Origin of the sequence: Arthrobacter sp. SX1312 (assembly GCF_002929295.1) — a bacterium.
In the GTDB taxonomy this organism is placed as follows: domain Bacteria; phylum Actinomycetota; class Actinomycetes; order Actinomycetales; family Micrococcaceae; genus Arthrobacter_D.
The window spans coordinates 61,241-79,406 of the sequence record NZ_PJIM01000005.1 but is presented as its reverse complement, the minus strand read 5'-3'; the positions used below and the strand labels follow the sequence as shown (position 1 = coordinate 79,406).

The window sequence follows — 18,166 nt, the reverse complement described above, 5'->3', positions numbered from 1 at the left end:
CGGTGTTCGCGGCCTGGCTGTGGAGCCAGGCCCTGTTCGACATCTACATCCTCTGCCTCTACTGCATGGTCGTGTGGTCGGCGATGATCCCCCTGGTCATCCTCACCACCGTCCGCAACCTGGTCCACGGCATCATTCCCGCCCCCGCCGGCCTGACGCGCAGCCTGGCGGCCTGGGTGGCACCGATCATCGTCCTGACCTGGATCGCCGTCGCCGCCTCCGTGTTCCTCCGCTTCCTCCACGTCTTCACCTGAGACGCCGAGGGCCGGTGCCGGAGCGGACGCTCCGGCACCGGCCCTCACCGACGTCGTACTGCCGGTCGATGCCGCGGCCCTGCTAGCCGACGTAGGTGTACGAGCCGCCGGACACCGGGCGTCGGACCTCGGTGGTGACATAGCTGCCGAAGGTGGCGGGTGCGGGCCTGTTCGACGTGACGTAGGTGCCGGGCGCCCGGAAGCTCTTGGGTGTCGTGCGGCTCGTCGTGATGTAGCTCCCGCCGAGCGGGGACGCCGGCAGCCTGCCGGGGGAGGCGGGGCGGACATCGGGGCGGGTGGTGGGGGCGATGAGGGTCAAGGGTTCTTCCTTCTCGGTCGATTTCAGGCATGACCGCACCAGGCTGGTGGGTGGGTGCCCGTACGGTGGGTCACCGGACCGATGATCGGCCGGTGGTTGGTGGGTGTTTTCCGGCTACGGGTCGTCGGTGGCCGAGGCGGCGGCGCGGCATTGCTCACACAAGCCGTTGAACGTCACTTCGGCGGCGAAGACGGTGAACCCGGAATCGTCGGACGGCTCCAGGCAGGGCGCTTCCCCGATCACGCAATCCACGTCCCTGATGGTCCCGCACGCCACGCAGACGAGGTGGTGATGGTTGTCCCCGACCCTGCATTCGAACAGGGCGGGGGAACCCGGAGGATCGAATCGACGGACGATGCCGGCTCCCGTGAAGGCCGCCAGGATTCCATATACCGCCTGCGGGGACGTCCCGGACAACTCGTCCTTCACGCGGTCGAACACGCGTTCGGCGCTCGAGTGCGGGAGGTGCTGCAGGGTGCGCAGCACCGCGACCCGGGGCGCCGTCACCTTCAGCCCCGACGCCCGGATCGTGTGCCTTAGCACATCGATGTCGGGGACGGAAGTGGATGCAGTCGGCATGGTTACCACTGTACCGTTTGTTTTGAACTACTCAAAACAACCGTTGTTGAGAGTCCACCGTGAGGAGCACCGCATGACTGATGTCGCCAGCCAGCCGCCCGCCGAAGGGGACGACCGGCCCGTCCTGACCAACCGCCAGGGCCACCAGGTGTATGACAACCAGAATTCCCGGACCGTCGGTGCCCGCGGCCCGGCCACCCTGGAGAACTACCAGTTCCTCGAGAAGATCAGCCACTTCGACCGCGAGCGCATCCCCGAGCGCGTGGTCCACGCCCGCGGGTTCGTGGCGTACGGCGATTTCGAGGCCACCGGGAAGTGCGGTGACGAGCCGATCGCCACCTACACCCGTGCGAAGCTGTTCTCGGAACCGGGCAAGAAGACCGATGTCGCCATCCGCTTCTCCTCCGTCATCGGCGGCCGGGATTCGTCCGAGGCGGCCCGGGATCCCCGCGGTTTCGCGGTGAAGTTCTACACGGAGGACGGCAACTGGGACCTCGTGGGCAACAACCTCGCGGTGTTCTTCATCCGCGATGCCATCAAGTTCCCCGACGTCATCCATTCCCTGAAGCCGGACCCCATCACGTTCAGGCAGGAACCGGCCCGCATCTTCGACTTCATGTCGCAGACCCCCGAGGCCATGCACATGCTCGTGAACCTCTTCAGCCCGCGCGGCATACCGGCTGATTACCGCCACATGCAGGGATTCGGCGTCAACACCTACAAGTGGGTCGATGCCGATGGTGCCACCAAGCTCGTGAAGTACATCTGGCAGCCGCGCCAGGGCGTGAAGAGCCTGACCGAGGAGGACGCCGCCAACATCCAGGCGACGGACCTCGGCCACGCGTCGAAGGACCTGTACGAGGCGATCGAGCGCGGCGACTACCCGAAGTGGGACCTGTACGTGCAGCTGATGGACGACGGCGACCACCCGGAGCTCGATTTCGATCCCCTCGACGACACGAAGACCTGGCCGGAACAGGACTTCGAGCCGAAACTCATCGGCACCATGACGCTGAACCGGAACGTCACGGACCACCACAACGAGAACGAGCAGCTCTCCTTCGGGACCGGCGTCCTGGTGGACGGCCTCGACTTCTCGGACGACAAGATGCTCGTGGGGCGTACCTTCAGCTACAGCGACGCCCAGCGCTACCGCGTCGGCCCGAACTACCTCCAGCTCCCCGTCAACTCGGCGAAGAACGCCTCGGTCCACACCAACCAGGGCGGTGGCCAGATGTCCTACGGGACGGACCGGGCGCCCGGGCAGAACCCCCACGTCAACTACGAGCCTTCCATCACCGGTGGCCTGCGTGAGGGGCAGTACCCCACGCACGACGACCAGGGCCCGGAGATCCAGGGGCGACTGACGCGCAAGCGCATCCCGCTCACCAACGACTACCTGCAGGCGGGCCAGCGGTACCAGCTGCTCGAGCAGTGGGAGAAGGACGACCTCGTCGGCAACTTCGTCACGCTCATCGGGCAGGCGGCACGCGCGGTGCAGGAGCGCATGGTCTGGCACTTCTACCTCGTCGATGACGAGCTCGGAGCACGTGTCGGTGAGGGTCTGGGCATCGGCGTCGACGAGGTCAAGGACCTGCCGCCCCTCGCGAGCCAGACCCTGTCCGAGGACGAGCTGATGCGACTGAAGAACCTCGGCAGCAACGGCCCCCGCGACGTCGAGGGACTGACCATGACGCACTGCGTGCCCAACGAGCACGTGGTGGTCACCCGCTGAGCGGACGGCCGTGACCAGCTGAACACCCGAACCCGACAGGCCCTACCCTGCGAAGGGTGGGGCCTGTCGTCCGTCCGGGAGGCGGACAGTCCTACTGATCCGGGCCGGAGTGGGTCATGCTCAGGCAGGACCTCTGCTCGGACAAGGACTCAGCATGCATGCAACACCGCCGCCCTATGGCCCCCTTCCGTCACTGCTAATCGTCGGTGCATCAGCGTGAGCCCGGCCGAAGCGCCGGTCAAGCCTGTCCTTGTCGGGTATGACGGTTCGGACGGCTCCCGCCGGGCGGTGCTGTGGGCGGCCCACCACGCGGCTGTCTCCGGACTGCCTCTCGTCGTCGTGCACTGCTGGGTCTGGCCGTTCTTCACCCAGGACCTCGGCCCGGTCGGCGACATCAAGGACAGCGGCCTCCAGCGGGCCGCCGAACGCACCAGCGCCGAAGGCCTCGATCTCGCGAAACAGGCAGAACCGGACCTCGAGGTCAGCGTGCGGCTCATCACCGGCTTTCCCTCCGAAGTACTCACACGGCTCTCCGCCGACGCCGCCCTCCTCGTCACCGGCACCCGCGGGCTCGGCGGGTTCGCCGGCCTGGTCATCGGCTCGGTCAGCCTCCACCTCGCCGCGTCCTCCTCCTGCCCCATCGCGGTCATCCGCGAGGATCAGCCCGGCGAGGGCGACGTCCTGGTCGCGGTCGACGGATCACCGGAGAGCGATCGCGCCGTCACCGAGGCAGCGGTCCTCGCGGCGACCCTGCACGTGCCGCTCCGCGTGCTCCACGTCCGGCCCTACACGCGGCACGCCCGGACGCGGCAGCCCGACCCGGAGCACGACCCCGTCATCCAGCAGGCCCTGAACCTCCTGCCTGCGGATACGGACCTCACCGTCATCGAGGACTCCTTCGCGGAACCGTCCGTCCCCGGGGTCATCATCCACCAGGCGCATCGGGCCGTCTGCGTCGTCCTGGGCGCGAAGGGCACCAACACGCTCGGCGCCCGCCTCGGGTCCACGGTCCACGCCGTCCTCCACCACGCCCGAGGCAACGTCATCGTCGTCCGGTAGGACATATGTCCCGAAGCACGGCGAGAAGGACCGCCGATGCCGAGCTCGCTCGTCTCCGCCCTCGCCGGAGCCGGCAAGAGGGTGGAACGCTACGGGGCACGACGACGGGCTGCCGGCCGTTCCCCGCGCCGGGTCGGCCCCGGAGGGGCTCCCCGTTGTGCAGCTCTCGCTCCCATGCGGACAATCTGCGGATAAGTTGCGGGTGCCCCGTACGTCATGGGACCCGCTGGTTCGTAGGATGGGGAGCTGACGACCATTGTGGCTGGGAGCTGGTGGGTATCGACGATCGACGGACCGAGCAGGCGCTGCGGCCGGGTGCGGACACGGTGCCGGCGTCCGGTTATGGCCGGGCGGTCAGGGTCTCCGCGGCCGAGGGCAGGGCGACGCTCAGCCTGCTCCGTCCTGCCCTGCTCCGCCTGACCTGGGTGCCGGGAACCGAGGTCCAGGAAGCCGACGCCAGGGATGTCCTCAAGCAGAGCCTGGAGCTGGTGGGTCATGTCCCGTACGCGATCCTGGTGGACATGCGCCACATCAAGATCATCAACGCCGGTGCGAGGGCAGCCTACGGTTCCGAGATCATGGTCCTGGCTGCTGCGATGCTGGGGGTCACCCCCGTGGACCGGGTCAACGCCGCATCCGTGCAGCAATCGGTGCACGAGGTCCGGTTCTTCACCGACGAGGACGCGGCGCTGGCATGGCTGACGAGTCATCTTCCCGATCCGTCGTCCCGCCTCGTGTAGCGGCCCGGGCGTGGTCTGCGACCGGATGCCGAGCAATCTGATGGAGAGGGAGCGATGATCGACGAGGAACAGCTGGCGGCCGAGGCCTTCACGGCGACGATGCGTGACGGGGTCCTGTGGGTCGAATGGCTTGCCGGCATGAGTGTCGGCGAGGCGGATGCGATCGCCCTCGTCGAGCGGGCCGATGTGATCAGCAGGAACGTGTGTCCGCCGATGCTGGTCGAGCTCAACGGCATGGTGACCCTCAGCCGGACCGCCCTCCGCCGGTTCGCCGGGGACCTCAACATCGCGGCGATGGCGATCGTAGGACCGACGGCGGTGGACAGGGCCCTCGCGGCGTTCTTCGCCGAGGTCCATGATCCGCCCTATCCGACCCGGTACTTCCGGCACCGGGCCAATGCCCTGCCCTGGCTCACCGGTTGCCCCCACGCACCCTGACGGCGTCGCGGTGACGGGGCCGCCCGCCGGTTGCTGACGCGGGCCGGTGTCCCGATATACAGTGCCCTATGCGTCCTGATGCCGTGGTTGAGATTGAGCGGAAATTCGACGTCGATGACGACGCCGGGGTTCCTTCGCTGCACGACCTTCCCGGGATCGGGACGGTGGACCAGCCGGTCGAGCATCGGCTCGAGGCCGAGTACTTCGACACCGAGGACTTCAGGCTGGCTTCCCGGCGCATCACGCTGCGACGACGATCCGGGGGTGAGGACGCCGGGTGGCACCTCAAGATCCCGGCGGGTCCCGACGAACGGCACGAACACCGTGAGCCGTTGGGCAGGAAGGCCGACGGCGTCCCCGAGGCACTGCTGGACCTGATCCGGGTGCACGTCAGGAACGGGGCGCTGGTGCCGGTCGCCCGGCTGACGACGCGGCGCATCGTGCACCACCTCCGCGACGAGGGAGGCAGGATCCTGGCCGACCTCATGGACGACCGTGTGCAGGCCGAGGCGCTGCGGCCCGAACCCACCGGCCTGCACTGGCGTGAATGGGAGATCGAGCTCGTCGACGGGTCGATCGACCTGCTCGATGCCGTGCAGACCCGGGTCGCGGACGCCGGGGCGCGCCCCGCCGCCCACAGCTCCAAACTGGAGCGGACCCTCGGCTCCCTGCTCCGCACCGTCGCCGACACGCGACCCACACCGACACCGGGCGGTCCGGCCGGGGACATCCTGCTCGCCTACCTCCACGAGCAGATGGCCGCGCTCGAGGAGCAGGATCCCCAGGTGCGGCAGGACGCACCCGACGCGGTCCACCGGATGCGGGTTGCCACCCGGCGCGTGCGGTCGGTCCTGGGCACGTACCGCGCCCTGCTGGAGGACGCCGACGCCGTACGGCTCCTGCGTGAGGAACTGAAGTGGCTCGCAGGCGTCCTCGGCAAGGCGCGGGACGCCGAGGTCATGCACGCACGGCTCAGGGAGATGCTGGCCGACGAACCGCCGGAACTGGTGCTGGGCCCGGTCCGGCGCAGGGTCGACCTGGAGCTCGGGGACGGTTACCGGAAGGCCCACGCCCGGGCCCTCAAGGCGCTGCGCGGGCGCCGCTACTTCCTGCTGCTCGACACCCTCGAATCCGTGCTGGCAGCCCCGGCACTGACGGCCCGGGCCGCCGAGCCGGCCGCTCAGGTGATCCCGGACCTCCTGAACCGGGACATCCGGCGCCTGCGCTCGGCAGTCGACGAGGCCAGGCAGCACCCCGCGGGCGTCGGAGACCACCCCGCCCTCCACGAGGCGCGCAAGGAGGGCAAGCGGCTACGGTACGCGACCGAGGCCGCGGCCCCACTCGGCCGGAAGAAGGTTTCCCGCATCGGGGAGGCGGCCGTGGGGATCCAGAAGATCCTCGGCGAGCATCAGGACAGCATCGTGACCCGGGACCTGCTGCGCCGCCTCGGTGCGGCTGCGTTCAAGCAGGGTGAGAACGGATTCACCTACGGTCGGCTGCATGCCCTGGAACAGGTCGCAGCCCTTCGCGCGGAATCCCGCTTCCGCCGGGAATGGAAGCACTTCCCCTCGGAGCTTCGCGCGAAGTAGGAACGGCCCCCGCCATGACGACCTACCCGCGGTACGAGACTGTCAGCTTCCTGCGAGCCGCGGGCGCCGGCTACCTCGAAGGTCTGGTGCTGATGCGCTACGCGCAGAAGGCGGTCGAGGACCGCGGTCTCCCTTCTCACGAGCGGGTCGTCCACGTGGAGGTCTGGGGCGAGGACACCTGCGGCATGAGCCACCACCAGGGGCATCCGGTGGACCTGACCGTCGGTCACAAGGCCATCTACTGGTACCGCGTCACCATCGACCGGCAGCACGAGGATCGACGCCTGCTGCCGGAGGCGGCAGTCCCGGCAGGCGCGGCGGCAGGCGCCCCGGCCGCCGGCGCCGACCGGGTGCAGGTCGACGGCTCCGCTGCCTCCTAGCCGCCGGCGAAGGGCGGCAGGACGTCCAGCACGTCGTCGTCCGCGAGGACGGTCGAGGTGTCCCGCAGCGCGACCTCGTTCAGCAGGAAGCTGCTGCGCCCGAGGACCGTCACCAGGGACGGGGCGCCCGGGGAGGCCGGGCGTGCGCGCAACTCGTCGAGCACGGCCGCGAGCGTGCGTCCGCCGGGCAACCGTTCCTCACCGACACCGGTGGCGGCCTTCGCCGCCCCGAAATACCTCACCAGCACCTCAGCCACCGATGGCGCTCATCGACCGGTCGGGCTGGACGAAGTCCTCGGCACCGAGCCCCGTGTGGCTCATGCCGTGCGCCCGCGGCTTGAGCCACATGGCGTCGCGCCAGCGCTGGGCCACGGCCTCGTCGTCCGCGTCCGAGCGCAGGAGGCCGCGCAGGTCCGTCTCCTCGCGGGAGAAGAGGCAACTCATGATCTTGCCCTCGGCCGTCACGCGCGTCCGTCGGCAATCGGCGCAGAACGGTTCGGTGACCGACGCGATGATGCCGACGGTCCCGAGGACGACGTCGGGGGCGGTCCTCGCCCGGACCTCCCACCGCTCGGCGGGCGCGCCGTCGCGTCTCCGGGGGTCCGGGGTGAGGACGAAGCGGGTCTCGACCAGCGCGCGCATCTCCGCGGCGGTCACCATGCCCTCCTTCGTCCAGCCGTGGTCGGCGTCGAGGGGCATCTGCTCGATGAAGCGCAGTTCGAACCCGCGGGACACCGCCCACTCCACGAGATCGGGCGCCTCGTGGTCGTTGATGCCGCGCATCAGCACGGCGTTGATCTTCACGAGGCCGAGTCCGGCGTCGGCGGCCGCTTCGATGCCCCGGAGCACGCGGTCCAGGAAGGGCCGGCGGGTCAGCTGGGCGAAGGTCTCCGGGTGCAGGGAGTCCATGGAGACATTGATTCGCGTGAGCCCGGCGTCCTTCAGCTGCACGGCACGGCGCTCCAGGCCCAGGGCGTTGGTCGTCATCGAGATCGGCAGGTCGGCGTGATGCGCGCGGATGTCCCGGATGATGTCGAGCAGGTCGGCCCGGACCAGCGGTTCCCCGCCCGTCAGTCGCAGCTCACGGATGCCGAGCAGGTCCACGCCGATGCGCACCAGCCGGACGATCTCCTGGCGGGACAGCACCTGGTCCTTCTGCAGCCAGTTCAGTCCCTCGGCCGGCATGCAGTAGGTACACCGCAGGTTGCACTTGTCCGTCAGCGACAGGCGCATGTCCGTTGCCTGCCTCCCGTGGGTGTCCAGGAGGCCTTCGATCGTGCCCCCGCGGGCAACGCGGGGCATTCCCAGTTGGATTCCCATGCACTCGAGGTTACGCCCTCCATCGGCCCGGACCCTACCCGGGGGCGCCCGGACGGGCGAGGCTTCCACCCGGCGTCACGACCCTGTAGAACGCGGGGAACCTCCCTCCACCCGTGGTCGTGTAAGGAGCGGACCTGACCGGCCGGACGGCGGAGCGGTCGGGACATGACGGAAAGGCAGGAATTCCCCAGTGAGTATGCGACGCCCGGCGTGGGCCGCCGTCTCGGGCGCGCTGGCGGTGGGGCTGGGGGTGATCGCCGGTGAGCTGGCGGCAGCCGCACTGAGCCCCTCCGTCACCCCGGTCAGCGCCGTGGGGTCCGCCGTCATCGACGTCGTCCCCCCGGCCGTCAAGGACTGGGCGATCGCCTGGTTCGGCACGGCGGACAAGGCCGTCCTCCTGGCGACGATCGCCGCGGTCATCGTCGGGATCGCCCTCGCCGCCGGCACGCTCGAGTACCGGCGGGCCTTCGCGGGCCGGGCCGTCGTCGTCGGCTTCGGGATAGCGGGCGCGCTCGCCGTGGCCTCACGGCCGCAGTCCTCCACCGTCTCCCTCGTGGCTCCCGCGGTGGCGGCACTCGTCGCGATCCTCGTCCTGGCCGCGCTCATCCGGGCGTTGGGCACGTGGTCCAGGGCGGCCGACGACGGCGGGGAGGTCTCGCTCCCGGCGCGCCGCCGGTTCCTCCAGGGGGCCGGCGGCACCGCCGTCGTCGCCGCCGCCACCGGCGCGGCAGCCACCGGGGTGCGCTCCTCCCAGACCGCCGTGACGCAGCAGCGCTCGTCGATCACGCTGCCCGCGCCCACCGGGGCGGCGCCGCCGCCGGAGGGCTCCTTCGTCCCCGAGGGTGCGGACCTCGGCATCGAGGGCGTCAGCGAGCTCGTGACGCCGACCGCTGACTTCTACCGGATCGACACCGCACTCGTGGTGCCCGTCGTCGACGCCGCCGGATGGTCCCTGAAGGTCACGGGACTCGTGGACCGCGAGCTCGAGATCACGTTCGACGAACTGCTCGCCCTGCCCCTGATCGAACGCCACGTGACCCTGGCCTGCGTGTCCAACACCGTCGGCGGGGACCTGACGGGCAACGCCCGCTGGCTCGGCTGGCCCGTGCGCGAGCTCCTCGCCCGAGCCGGCGTGCGGCCCGAGGCCGACATGGTGCTGTCGCGGAGCGTGGACGGCTTCACGGCCGGCACGCCCCTCGAAGCGCTGACCGACGCCCGGGACTCGCTGCTCGCCGTCGGCATGAACGGGGAGCCGCTGCCCGTGGAACACGGCTTCCCGGTCCGGCTCGTGGTCCCGGGTCTGTACGGCTTCGTGTCGGCCACGAAGTGGGTGACCGAGCTCAAGGTGACCCGCTTCGCCGACGACACCGCGTACTGGTCCACCCGAGGCTGGTCCGAGCGCGGCCCCGTCAAGACGTCCTCCCGGATCGACGTCCCGCGCCCGAACGCGAGCGTCCCCGCCGGGGACGTCGTCGTCGGCGGGGTGGCCTGGGCGCAGCACAGGGGAGTCGGGGCCGTCGAGGTGAGGGTTGACGGCGGGCCCTGGCAGCGTGCCACGCTCGCGACGACGATCTCCGACGACACGTGGTGCCAGTACGGCGCCACCCTGCGGCTGCAGGCCGGATCACACACCCTCCAGGCGCGGGCGGTGGACCGGGAGGGCGCGGCGCAGTCCGGGGACACGGTGCCCCCGGCCCCCGACGGCGCCGAAGGGCTGCACACGGTAACGTTCTCCGTGACCTAGGCCACGCCCGCCGGGCGGTCCCGGCACCAGCGCGCGGAAGGCAGCCATGAGACGAACCGTCGCCGAACACCAGGCCGCCGTGGCCGGACTCCTGCACGCAGGCAGCGGGTACTCCCGAGCGGCCGCGGAGGTGCTCGCGCTCCGCGACGCCCTCGGCCGGGCACTGGTGGAGGACGTGCCCGCGCCGGTGAGCCTCCCGCCGTTCGACAACTCGCAGATGGACGGGTACGCCGTCCACGCCGCCGACCTCGCGGGCACGGCCACGCTGACGGTGGCGGAGCCCATCCCGGCGGGCATCGCGCCGCCGCCGCTCGAGCCGGGAACGGCGGCCCCGATCATGACCGGCGCCATGCTGCCGGCGGGCGCCGCCGCCGTCGTGCCCATCGAACAGGCAGAGCCCGCCCGGTTCCACTCGGCCGCGGAGCGGGCGGACGGGACCGCGACCGTGCGACTCCCCGGCGGGATCGACGCCGGACTGTTCGTGCGGCGGGCCGGCAGCGACATCGCGGAGGGCGGGCTCGCACTGCCGGCGGGCACGCTGCTCGGCGCCGCCCAGCTCGGGCTCCTCGCCGCCTGCGGGGTCGGCGAGGTCCGCGTGGCCCCGCGCTTCCGCGTGCTGCTCCTGTCCACCGGCGACGAGGTGGCCGAGCCCGGCTCGGACCTCGCGCCGGGACGGATCTACGACGCCAACACGACCCTCCTCGAGGCGGCGCTGCGGGAGGCGGGCGCCGAGGTCACCCGCCACCGCCTGCTCGGGGACGATCCGGCCGTGCTCCGCGAGGCCCTCGCGGGCATCACGGCGGACAGCACCGACCTCGTCCTCAGCAGCGGAGGCATCAGCCAGGGCGCCTACGAGGTGGTGAAGCAGGCGCTGGCGGACAGCAGCGTCGAGTTCTCCTCGGTGGCCCTGCAGCCGGGCGGACCCCAGGCGCACGGAACCCTCTCCGGCGTCCCGTTCCTCGGCTTCCCCGGCAACCCCGTGAGCGCGATCGTCTCCTTCGAGATGTTCCTGCGGCCGGCCCTCCACCGGCTGACCGGGGTCCCGGCGCCCCGCCCCGTGCTGGGGGCGGTCCTCGCCGAGGGCGTCGACAGTCCTCCCGCCAAGCACCAGGTACGCCGCGGCGTGTACCGGGACGGGAGGGTGACGCTCGTGGGCGGCCCCGAGTCCCATCTGCTGCACGCCCTGGCCGCCGCCAACTGCCTCGTCCACCTGCCCGAGGGCGTCGCCTCGCTCGCCCGGGGTGACCGCGTCGACGTCACCCTCATCGGTCCCATACCGGCGGCCCCCCTGGCAACCGGGGACCCGGTCGCGGAGGATCGGGCCGGATCTGGTGGAATGGACTCCGCAGAAAGGACTCCATCATGAGCACTCCACCCCCCACCGAGGGGCTCTCCCACGTCCGCTCCGACGGCACCGCCCACATGGTCGACGTCTCCGGCAAGCAGGCGACCGTCCGCCAGGCGGTCGCCGAGGCGACCCTCGAGACGACGCCCGACGTCGTCGCACTCATCACCGACGGCGGCCTGCCGAAGGGCGACGCCCTCGCCGTCGCCCGCGTCGCCGGCATCATGGCGACCAAGCAGACCTCCACGCTGATCCCGCTGTGCCACCCGCTGCCGCTGTCGAAGGTGACCGTCGACTTCGAGCCCGACGGCGGCCGTGTGCGGGTCGTGGTGCTCGCGAAGACCACCTCGCTCACCGGCGTGGAGATGGAGGCTCTGACGGGCGCGTCCGTCGCCGCACTGACCCTCTACGACATGATCAAGGCCGTGGACAAGCACGCGGTGATCACCGGCACGCGCGTGCTCTCGAAGTCCGGCGGCAAGAGCGGTGACTGGGCCGTATGACACCCCTGCGCACCGCCGCCGTCGTCATCGCCTCCACCCGCGCCGCCGCCGGCACCTACGAGGACGAGTGCGGCCCTGCCATCGCCCACTGGCTCTACGACCACGGCTACGCCGTCGCCGACGCCGTCGTGGTTCCCGACGGTGACGCCGTCGGCGCCGCGATCGGTGCCGCCCTCGAGGCCCGCCCGTCGGTGCTCATCACGAGCGGGGGGACGGGGCTCAGTCCCGACGACGTCACGCCCGAACAGACCGCGCCGTACCTGACGCGCAGCCTGCCCGGCATCATGGAGGCCATCCGCCGCGCCGGCGCGGACGCCGTCCCCACGGCGGTCCTCAGCCGCGGGCTGGCGGGCACCGCGGGCTCCACCTTCGTCATCAACCTGCCCGGATCGCCCGGGGGAGTCCGCGACGGCCTCGCCGTCCTCTCCCCGCTCATCGACCACATCTGCTCCCAGCAGGAGGGCCACAATGACCACCGGTGAAGTCGTGCACGCCGCCGTCGCCGACACCCCCATCACTCCCGAGGAGGCGCACGCCGGCGTCGACTCCCCGTACTGCGGGGCCGTAGTCGGTTTCAGCGGCGTGGTGAGGGACCACGACGGCGGCCGCGAGGTGAGCTCGCTGAGCTACTCGGCGCACCCGAGCGCCGACCGCGTCATCCGGGAGGTCGCCGAGGAGATCGCCGCACGGCACGACGGCATCCGGATCTGGGTGGCGCACCGCGTAGGTCCCCTCGCGATCGGGGACCAGGCGCTCGTCGCCGTGGTCGGGGCCGCGCACCGCGGCGAGGCGTTCCGGGCCTGCTCGGACCTCGTGGACCTCGTGAAGGAGCGTGTCCCCATCTGGAAGGAACAGTTCTTCGCGGACGGCAGCGTGGAATGGGTCGGGGCAGGCGCGGAACAGTAGGCTTGAGGGCATGACTGAACTACTGCCGGTGGCCGTACTGGGTGCCAGGGGACGCATGGGGTCCGAGGCAGTCCGCGCGGTCGAGGCGGCGGACGACCTCGAGCTCGTCGCCGCCCTCGGCAGCAGCGACCCGCTCGACTCGCTCGTCTCCGCCGGTGCCCGCGTCGTCGTCGACCTCACCGTCCCCGACGCGACCGCCAGGAATGTCGGCTTCGCCGTCGAACACGGCATGCACGCCGTCGTCGGGACCACGGGCTGGACCGCGGACCGCCTGGACGGCCTGAAGGCCCTCCTGGCCGCCACCCCGTCCACGGGCGTCCTGATCGCACCGAACTTCGCGCTCGGGTCCGTGCTCGCCACGGCGTTCGCCGCCGCCGCGGCCCGCTACTTCGACTCCGTCGAGATCGTGGAGCTCCACCACCCGGACAAGGTCGACGCCCCCTCCGGCACGGCCGTGCGCACCGCCCAGCTCGTGGCCGCGGCGCGGGCCGGCGCGGGCGTGCCCGCCGCCCCGGACGCCACGCGGGACCAGCTCGACGGCGCGCGCGGCGCGAGCGTGGACGGCGTCCCCGTGCACTCCGTGCGGCTCCGCGGACTGACGGCCCACCAGGAGGTCCTGTTCGGGAGCGCGGGAGAGCAGCTGACCATCCGCCATGACTCCTTCGACCGCGCCTCGTTCATGCCCGGCGTCCTCCTCGGGATCCGCTCGGTGGCCCGGTACCCCGGGTTGACCGTGGGACTGGACGGCTATCTGGACCTGCAGACCGGTGGGGCGGGGTCATGACCCCGCCCCCGAACCCGGTGCTCGGGTTCTACCGGCAGCACAAGGTCAAGGTCGGCGTGCTGCTCGTCACGGCGCTCCTCGTGTTCTGGCTCGTGGTCGCCTTCCAGCGCAGCTTCCTGCTCCTCGGCGACCCCGAGCCCGTGGCCAAGGCCCTGGGCGTCGGGTATCTCCTGCTGCCGTGCATCGGCGCGTGGGCCCTGATCCGGGAACTGCTCTTCGGCGCCCGGACGGAGCAGATGGCGCGCCGACTCGATGCCGAGGGTGGCCTGCCCGTCGACGACCTCCCGAGGACACCCGCCGGGCGGATCGTGCGGTCCGCAGCCGACGCCGCCTTCCCCGCCTTCCAGGCCGAGGTGGAAGCGGATCCCGGGAACTGGCGGAGCTGGTTCAGGCTCTCCTGCGCCTATGACGCCGCGGGCGACCGCAAGCGTGCCCGCCGCGCGATGCGCGACGCCGCGAAGCTGTACCGGCAGCACGGGGCCGGCGCCGCGCTCTAGCAGGGGGACCGGCGCGCGCGCCCAGGGCGTCAGTGCCGGGCGTCGGCACGTCCGTCCCGCGCCGCGTTGGCCGCACCGGAGGCGAGCAGTTCCAGGGGTCCGCGGGAGCGCAGGCGCTGGAACAGGATGCCGATCGCGACCGCGGCGGCGACCTGCAGCCAGAAGAGCAGCAGGGGTTCCGGCAGCGGGGTCAGCTTGTCCGCCCAGCTCATGACGCAGATGTGGAGGGCGTACAGGGTCAGGGTCATCGCCCCCGGCGCCGAGAGCGGCAGGAGCGCCTGCGGGAACCGGCGCGTGAGCAGGAGGCAGGCCGCGACGACCGCGGCAGCGGATCCCGCCACGTGCACGAGGTCGAGCGTGGTCCCCGAGTGGGGTGCGCTGACCGCGAGCCACCACCACGAGCCCGACTGGTCGATGCTCGCGAGCCCGACGTCGAGCATCGCCTCCAGCGGGTAGCGGCTGCCGTCCGGGGTCGCCAGGAGGGCGGCGAGACCGCCGCCGGGCCCGAGGAGCTGGGTGCTCAGCAGCCGGGCCCCGACCGCGGCGAGCACGCCCGCGCCGAGGAGTCCCAGCTGCACGCCGAACCGCGACAGGTCCAGTCGTCCGATCACGAGGCCCACGAGGATGAAGCCGAGCCATTGCAGCACCGGGTAGTAGCCGGTCAGGAAGAGGTCCGCGGCGAGCGTCGCCGGTGCGAGGAAGTGCTCGAAGACGGGGTTGCCCCCGACGGAGGGCGGGTCCACGGCCGCGGTGACCAGGGGTCGCAGCAGGTAGGCGGCCACGGGGGCGAGCAGCAGCCAGCCGGCCGTCCACGCCGCCAGGGCCCTCAGTCGCAGCCCCACGAACGGCAGGGCGAGGAGGAACAGCAGCCCGTAGTGGACGAGGATGATGGCGATGTTCGTCTCGACGCCGCCGAGGACGAGCCCAATCAGGGCGATCACGAGGGCGCGGACCGCGATGCCCGTGCGGTCGGCGGAGAGCGTCCGGTCGCGGTGGGGGGGGCGCCCCCCCGTCAGGAGGGCCAGGCCGATGCCGGCGACGACGGCGAACAGGCCGGACGCGCGGCCGGAGAACACCAGGGCCGTCCACGTGGCGTCCGTGGTGCCCGGGGCGTAGAGGGGCAGGATGTGCGTGCTCATCATGCCGAAGAGGGCCACGCCGCGCGCCGCGTCGATCCCGGTCAGGCGGCGGGGCGCGGACGTCGTGTGCATCCAGCCATGGTCCCACAGGCACCTCCCGCGTCCCCGGCGCGGCGGCCCGGACTGCGTGCCCGGTCCCACCGGGTCCCGCCCGACCGGGTAACGTTTTACCCATGGCTGAAACCCCCTCCCGCATCCTCCCGTTCGGTTCGCTCGTGGCCGCGATGGTCACGCCGTTCACCGACGACGGCGGCGTCGACTTCGATGCCACCGCCGCCCTCGCCGCGAAGCTCGTCGACGACGGCTGTGACGGCCTCGTCGTCTCGGGCACGACGGGGGAGACCTCGACGCTCGAGGACTCCGAGAAGGAGGACCTCTACCGCGTCGTCGTCGAGACCGTGGGGGACCGCGCCCGGGTCATCGCCGGCACGGGCACCAACCACACCTCGCACTCGGTGGAGATGGCACGCCGCGCCGAGCGCGCCGGGGCCCACGCGCAGCTCGTCGTGACGCCCTACTACAACAAGCCCACCCAGTCCGGCGTGCTCGCCCACTTCACGGCGGTGTCCGAGGCGAGCGACCTGCCGATCATGATCTACGACATCCCGGGCCGGTCCGCCATCCCCATCACCACCGAGACGATGCTCCGGCTGGCGGAGAACCCGAAGATCGGCGCCCTGAAGGACGCGAAGGCGGACTTCGCCGCCGTGACGCGGGTGCTCGCCGCCACCGACCTGGACGTGTACGCGGGCGACGACGGCCTCACCCTGCCGTGGATGGCCGCGGGCGCCGTCGGGGTCGTCAGCGTCAGCGCGCAGGTCGCCACCGTCGCCTTCCGTGCGCTGGTCGACGCCGCGGCGGCGGGCGATCTCGACGAGGCCCGCCGCATCCACTTCGGCCTCGACCCCGTGGTGCGCGCCGTGATGACCCACATCCCGGGCGCGGTCTCCGCGAAGCAGATCCTGCGCCTGCAGGGGGTGCTCACGAACGCCGTCGTCCGCCTGCCCCTCGTCGAACCGGACGGTGCCGAGCTGGAGCCGGTCCTCGCCGACCTGGCCGAGGCCGGATGGGACATCGGGTCCCCGGGGACGCGCCGGGTCGCCCGGGCATGAGCGACGCGGCCGGCGTCGTCCCTGCCCAGCGAAGCCTGCCCCCGGCGCTGGAGCCGGGCACGCTGAGGATCGTGCCGCTCGGCGGGCTGGGCGAGATCGGGCGCAACATGGCGGTGTTCGAGATCGGCGGCAAGCTGCTGATCGTCGACTGCGGCGTGCTCTTCCCCGAGGAGACCCAGCCCGGTGTGGATCTGATCCTCCCCGACTTCTCCTCCATCGAGGAACGGCTCGACGACGTCGTCGGCCTGGTGCTCACGCACGGCCACGAGGACCACATCGGGGCGGTGCCCTACCTCCTGCGCCTCAAGGCCGACATCCCCCTCGTCGGCTCGCAGCTGACCCTCGCTCTCGTCGAGGCGAAGCTGCAGGAACACCGGATCCGCCCCTACGCCCTCACCGTGTCCGAGGGGCAGATCGAGCAGCTCGGGCCGTTCGAGTGCGAGTTCGTCGCCGTCAACCACTCGATCCCGGATGCCCTCGCGGTGTTCATCCGGACCGAGGCCGGCAACGTCCTGCACACGGGCGACTTCAAGATGGACCAGTTGCCGCTCGACGGGCGCATCACCGACCTGCGGGCCTTCGCGCGCCTCGGCGAGGAGGGCGTGGACCTCCTCATGGTCGACTCCACGAACGCCGACGTCCCGGGCTTCACGACGGCCGAACGGGAGATCGGTCCGGTCCTCGAGAACCTCTTCGGACAGGTCCGGAAGCGCATCATCGTCGCCTCCTTCTCCTCCCACGTGCACCGCGTCCAGCAGGTGCTCGACGCCGCCCACGCCCATGGCCGCTTCGTGTGCTTCGCGGGCCGCTCGATGGTGCGCAACATGGCGATCGCCGCGAGACTCGGGTACCTGAACGTGCCGGACGGCATCCTGGTGGACATCAAGAACGTCGACGACCTCCCGGACGACCGCGTGGTCCTCATGTCCACCGGCTCCCAGGGCGAACCCATGGCGGCGCTGTCCCGCATGGCCAGCGGCGACCACCGCATCACCGTGGGCAAGGGCGACACCGTGATCCTGGCGTCCTCGCTCATCCCCGGCAACGAGAACGCCGTGTACCGCGTGATCAACGGGCTCCTGAAGCTCGGCGCCGACGTGATCCACAAGGGCAACGCCAAGGTGCACGTGTCCGGTCACGCCGCGGCCGGGGAGCTCCTCTACTGCTACAACATCCTGAGACCCAGGAACGTCATGCCGGTGCACGGCGAGATCCGGCACCTCATCGCCAACGGGAAGCTCGCGCAGCAGACGGGCGTCCCCGCGTCGAACGTCCTGCTCACCGAGGACGGCTCGGTCGTCGACCTCGTGGACGGCAGGGCACGCGTGGTGGGAGCCGTCGAGTGCGGCTACGTCTACGTGGACGGCTCCAGCGTCGGGGAGATCACCGACGCCGACCTCAAGGACCGGCGGACCCTCGGCGAGGAGGGCTTCATCTCGATCATCACCGTGGTCAACCGCACCACCGGGACGATCGTGTCCGGTCCGGACATCCATGCCCGCGGGTTCGCCGAGGACGACGCCGTGTTCGACGAGATCAGGCCGAAGATCGCACGGGCCCTCGAAGAGGCCGTGACGAACACGCCGGACCACACCACCTACCAGTTGCAGCAGGTCGTCCGGCGCATCGTCGGAACCTGGGTCAACCGGGGGTACCGACGGCGCCCGATGATCATCCCGGTGGTCCTGGAAGCCTGAGCGCGGCGGTCCCCGAAGGCCTCGTC

The 18,166-nt window shown here is 71.3% G+C and carries 20 protein-coding genes and 1 pseudogene; 16 read left to right on the top strand and 5 right to left on the bottom strand.

All coding sequences use genetic code 11. The annotated features are described in order from the left end of the window. Nucleotides 1–254: pseudogene (locus tag CXQ92_RS17205) on the top strand (hypothetical protein); the annotation flags it as partial. Between the two features lie 82 nt (nt 255–336). Here the strand turns inward: CXQ92_RS17205 and CXQ92_RS17200 are convergent. Both CXQ92_RS17200 and CXQ92_RS17195 read right to left on the bottom strand, forming a co-directional pair. Next, nucleotides 337–573, bottom strand: a complete 237-nt coding sequence (locus tag CXQ92_RS17200) for a hypothetical protein (RefSeq protein WP_104169001.1) — start codon at nt 571–573, stop codon at nt 337–339. 114 nt (nt 574–687) lie between these two features. Further along, nucleotides 688–1,152 carry a Fur family transcriptional regulator gene (locus CXQ92_RS17195; protein WP_104169000.1) on the bottom strand — a complete coding sequence of 155 codons (465 nt, stop codon included), beginning with the start codon at nt 1,150–1,152 and terminating at the stop codon, nt 688–690. 73 nt (nt 1,153–1,225) lie between these two features. Between CXQ92_RS17195 and CXQ92_RS17190 the strand changes: the two genes are divergently transcribed. The 6 genes from CXQ92_RS17190 to CXQ92_RS17165 all read left to right on the top strand — a co-directional run bounded on the left by CXQ92_RS17190 (nt 1,226) and on the right by CXQ92_RS17165 (nt 7,093). Further along, the gene (locus CXQ92_RS17190; protein ID WP_104168999.1) at nt 1,226–2,887 is read left to right on the top strand and encodes a catalase; all 1,662 of its coding nucleotides are present in this window, start codon (nt 1,226–1,228) and stop codon (nt 2,885–2,887) included. A gap of 216 nt (nt 2,888–3,103) precedes the next feature. Next, on the top strand, nt 3,104–3,946 hold the full coding sequence (locus tag CXQ92_RS17185) for a universal stress protein (RefSeq protein ID WP_104168998.1): 843 nt from the start codon (nt 3,104–3,106) through the stop codon (nt 3,944–3,946). 272 nt (nt 3,947–4,218) lie between these two features. Beyond that, nucleotides 4,219–4,686, top strand: coding sequence for an STAS/SEC14 domain-containing protein (locus CXQ92_RS17180; protein WP_104168997.1), 468 nt, complete (start codon nt 4,219–4,221; stop codon nt 4,684–4,686). A 54-nt stretch (nt 4,687–4,740) separates the two neighbouring features. Beyond that, nucleotides 4,741–5,124, top strand: a complete 384-nt coding sequence (locus tag CXQ92_RS17175) for a hypothetical protein (RefSeq protein WP_104168996.1) — start codon at nt 4,741–4,743, stop codon at nt 5,122–5,124. 83 nt (nt 5,125–5,207) lie between these two features. Further along, nucleotides 5,208–6,713, top strand: coding sequence for a CYTH and CHAD domain-containing protein (locus tag CXQ92_RS17170; RefSeq protein ID WP_181033728.1), 1,506 nt, complete (start codon nt 5,208–5,210; stop codon nt 6,711–6,713). A 14-nt stretch (nt 6,714–6,727) separates the two neighbouring features. Then, on the top strand, nt 6,728–7,093 hold the full coding sequence (locus CXQ92_RS17165; protein ID WP_104168994.1) for a hypothetical protein: 366 nt from the start codon (nt 6,728–6,730) through the stop codon (nt 7,091–7,093). Here the strand turns inward: CXQ92_RS17165 and CXQ92_RS17160 are convergent. Both CXQ92_RS17160 and moaA read right to left on the bottom strand, forming a co-directional pair. Next, a complete protein-coding gene (locus CXQ92_RS17160; protein ID WP_104169011.1) occupies nt 7,090–7,341 on the bottom strand; it encodes a MoaD/ThiS family protein in 252 nt (83 codons plus the stop codon). The two genes, CXQ92_RS17165 and CXQ92_RS17160, sit on opposite strands and share 4 nt — an antisense overlap. A gap of 1 nt (nt 7,342) precedes the next feature. Next, nucleotides 7,343–8,413 (bottom strand): GTP 3',8-cyclase MoaA, encoded by a 1,071-nt coding sequence (gene moaA, locus CXQ92_RS17155; protein ID WP_104168993.1) that lies wholly within the window; start codon nt 8,411–8,413, stop codon nt 7,343–7,345. A gap of 196 nt (nt 8,414–8,609) precedes the next feature. On the opposite strand from moaA, the gene CXQ92_RS17150 reads away from it, so the two are divergent. From CXQ92_RS17150 to CXQ92_RS17120, 7 genes are read left to right on the top strand one after another with little or no spacing between them, the layout of a single operon-like run. After that, nucleotides 8,610–10,157 carry a molybdopterin-dependent oxidoreductase gene (locus tag CXQ92_RS17150; RefSeq protein WP_104168992.1) on the top strand — a complete coding sequence of 516 codons (1,548 nt, stop codon included), beginning with the start codon at nt 8,610–8,612 and terminating at the stop codon, nt 10,155–10,157. 46 nt (nt 10,158–10,203) lie between these two features. Then, nucleotides 10,204–11,523 (top strand): gephyrin-like molybdotransferase Glp, encoded by a 1,320-nt coding sequence (glp, locus tag CXQ92_RS17145; protein WP_104168991.1) that lies wholly within the window; start codon nt 10,204–10,206, stop codon nt 11,521–11,523. Further along, a complete protein-coding gene (moaC, locus tag CXQ92_RS17140; RefSeq protein WP_104168990.1) occupies nt 11,520–12,005 on the top strand; it encodes a cyclic pyranopterin monophosphate synthase MoaC in 486 nt (161 codons plus the stop codon). The genes glp and moaC overlap by 4 nt, the downstream gene beginning before the upstream one ends. Further along, entirely contained in the window at nt 12,002–12,487 is a 486-nt protein-coding gene (locus CXQ92_RS17135; RefSeq protein ID WP_104168989.1) for a molybdenum cofactor biosynthesis protein B, read from the top strand. Before moaC ends, CXQ92_RS17135 begins: the two co-directional genes overlap by 4 nt. Beyond that, the gene (locus CXQ92_RS17130; protein WP_104168988.1) at nt 12,474–12,911 is read left to right on the top strand and encodes a molybdenum cofactor biosynthesis protein MoaE; all 438 of its coding nucleotides are present in this window, start codon (nt 12,474–12,476) and stop codon (nt 12,909–12,911) included. Before CXQ92_RS17135 ends, CXQ92_RS17130 begins: the two co-directional genes overlap by 14 nt. A gap of 10 nt (nt 12,912–12,921) precedes the next feature. Then, the gene (dapB, locus tag CXQ92_RS17125) at nt 12,922–13,695 is read left to right on the top strand and encodes a 4-hydroxy-tetrahydrodipicolinate reductase (RefSeq protein WP_104168987.1); all 774 of its coding nucleotides are present in this window, start codon (nt 12,922–12,924) and stop codon (nt 13,693–13,695) included. Then, nucleotides 13,692–14,192, top strand: a complete 501-nt coding sequence (locus CXQ92_RS17120) for a hypothetical protein (RefSeq protein WP_104168986.1) — start codon at nt 13,692–13,694, stop codon at nt 14,190–14,192. The genes dapB and CXQ92_RS17120 overlap by 4 nt, the downstream gene beginning before the upstream one ends. A gap of 29 nt (nt 14,193–14,221) precedes the next feature. Here the strand turns inward: CXQ92_RS17120 and CXQ92_RS17115 are convergent, their stop codons facing one another. After that, complete coding sequence (locus CXQ92_RS17115; protein WP_104168985.1) at nt 14,222–15,403, bottom strand: heparan-alpha-glucosaminide N-acetyltransferase domain-containing protein; 1,182 nt, start codon at nt 15,401–15,403, stop codon at nt 14,222–14,224. A gap of 101 nt (nt 15,404–15,504) precedes the next feature. On the opposite strand from CXQ92_RS17115, the gene dapA reads away from it, so the two are divergent. Both dapA and CXQ92_RS17105 read left to right on the top strand, forming a co-directional pair. Then, entirely contained in the window at nt 15,505–16,443 is a 939-nt protein-coding gene (gene dapA, locus CXQ92_RS17110; protein ID WP_104168984.1) for a 4-hydroxy-tetrahydrodipicolinate synthase, read from the top strand. Next, on the top strand, nt 16,440–18,140 hold the full coding sequence (locus CXQ92_RS17105; RefSeq protein WP_104169010.1) for a ribonuclease J: 1,701 nt from the start codon (nt 16,440–16,442) through the stop codon (nt 18,138–18,140). Before dapA ends, CXQ92_RS17105 begins: the two co-directional genes overlap by 4 nt. Nucleotides 18,141–18,166 lie beyond the last annotated feature (26 nt).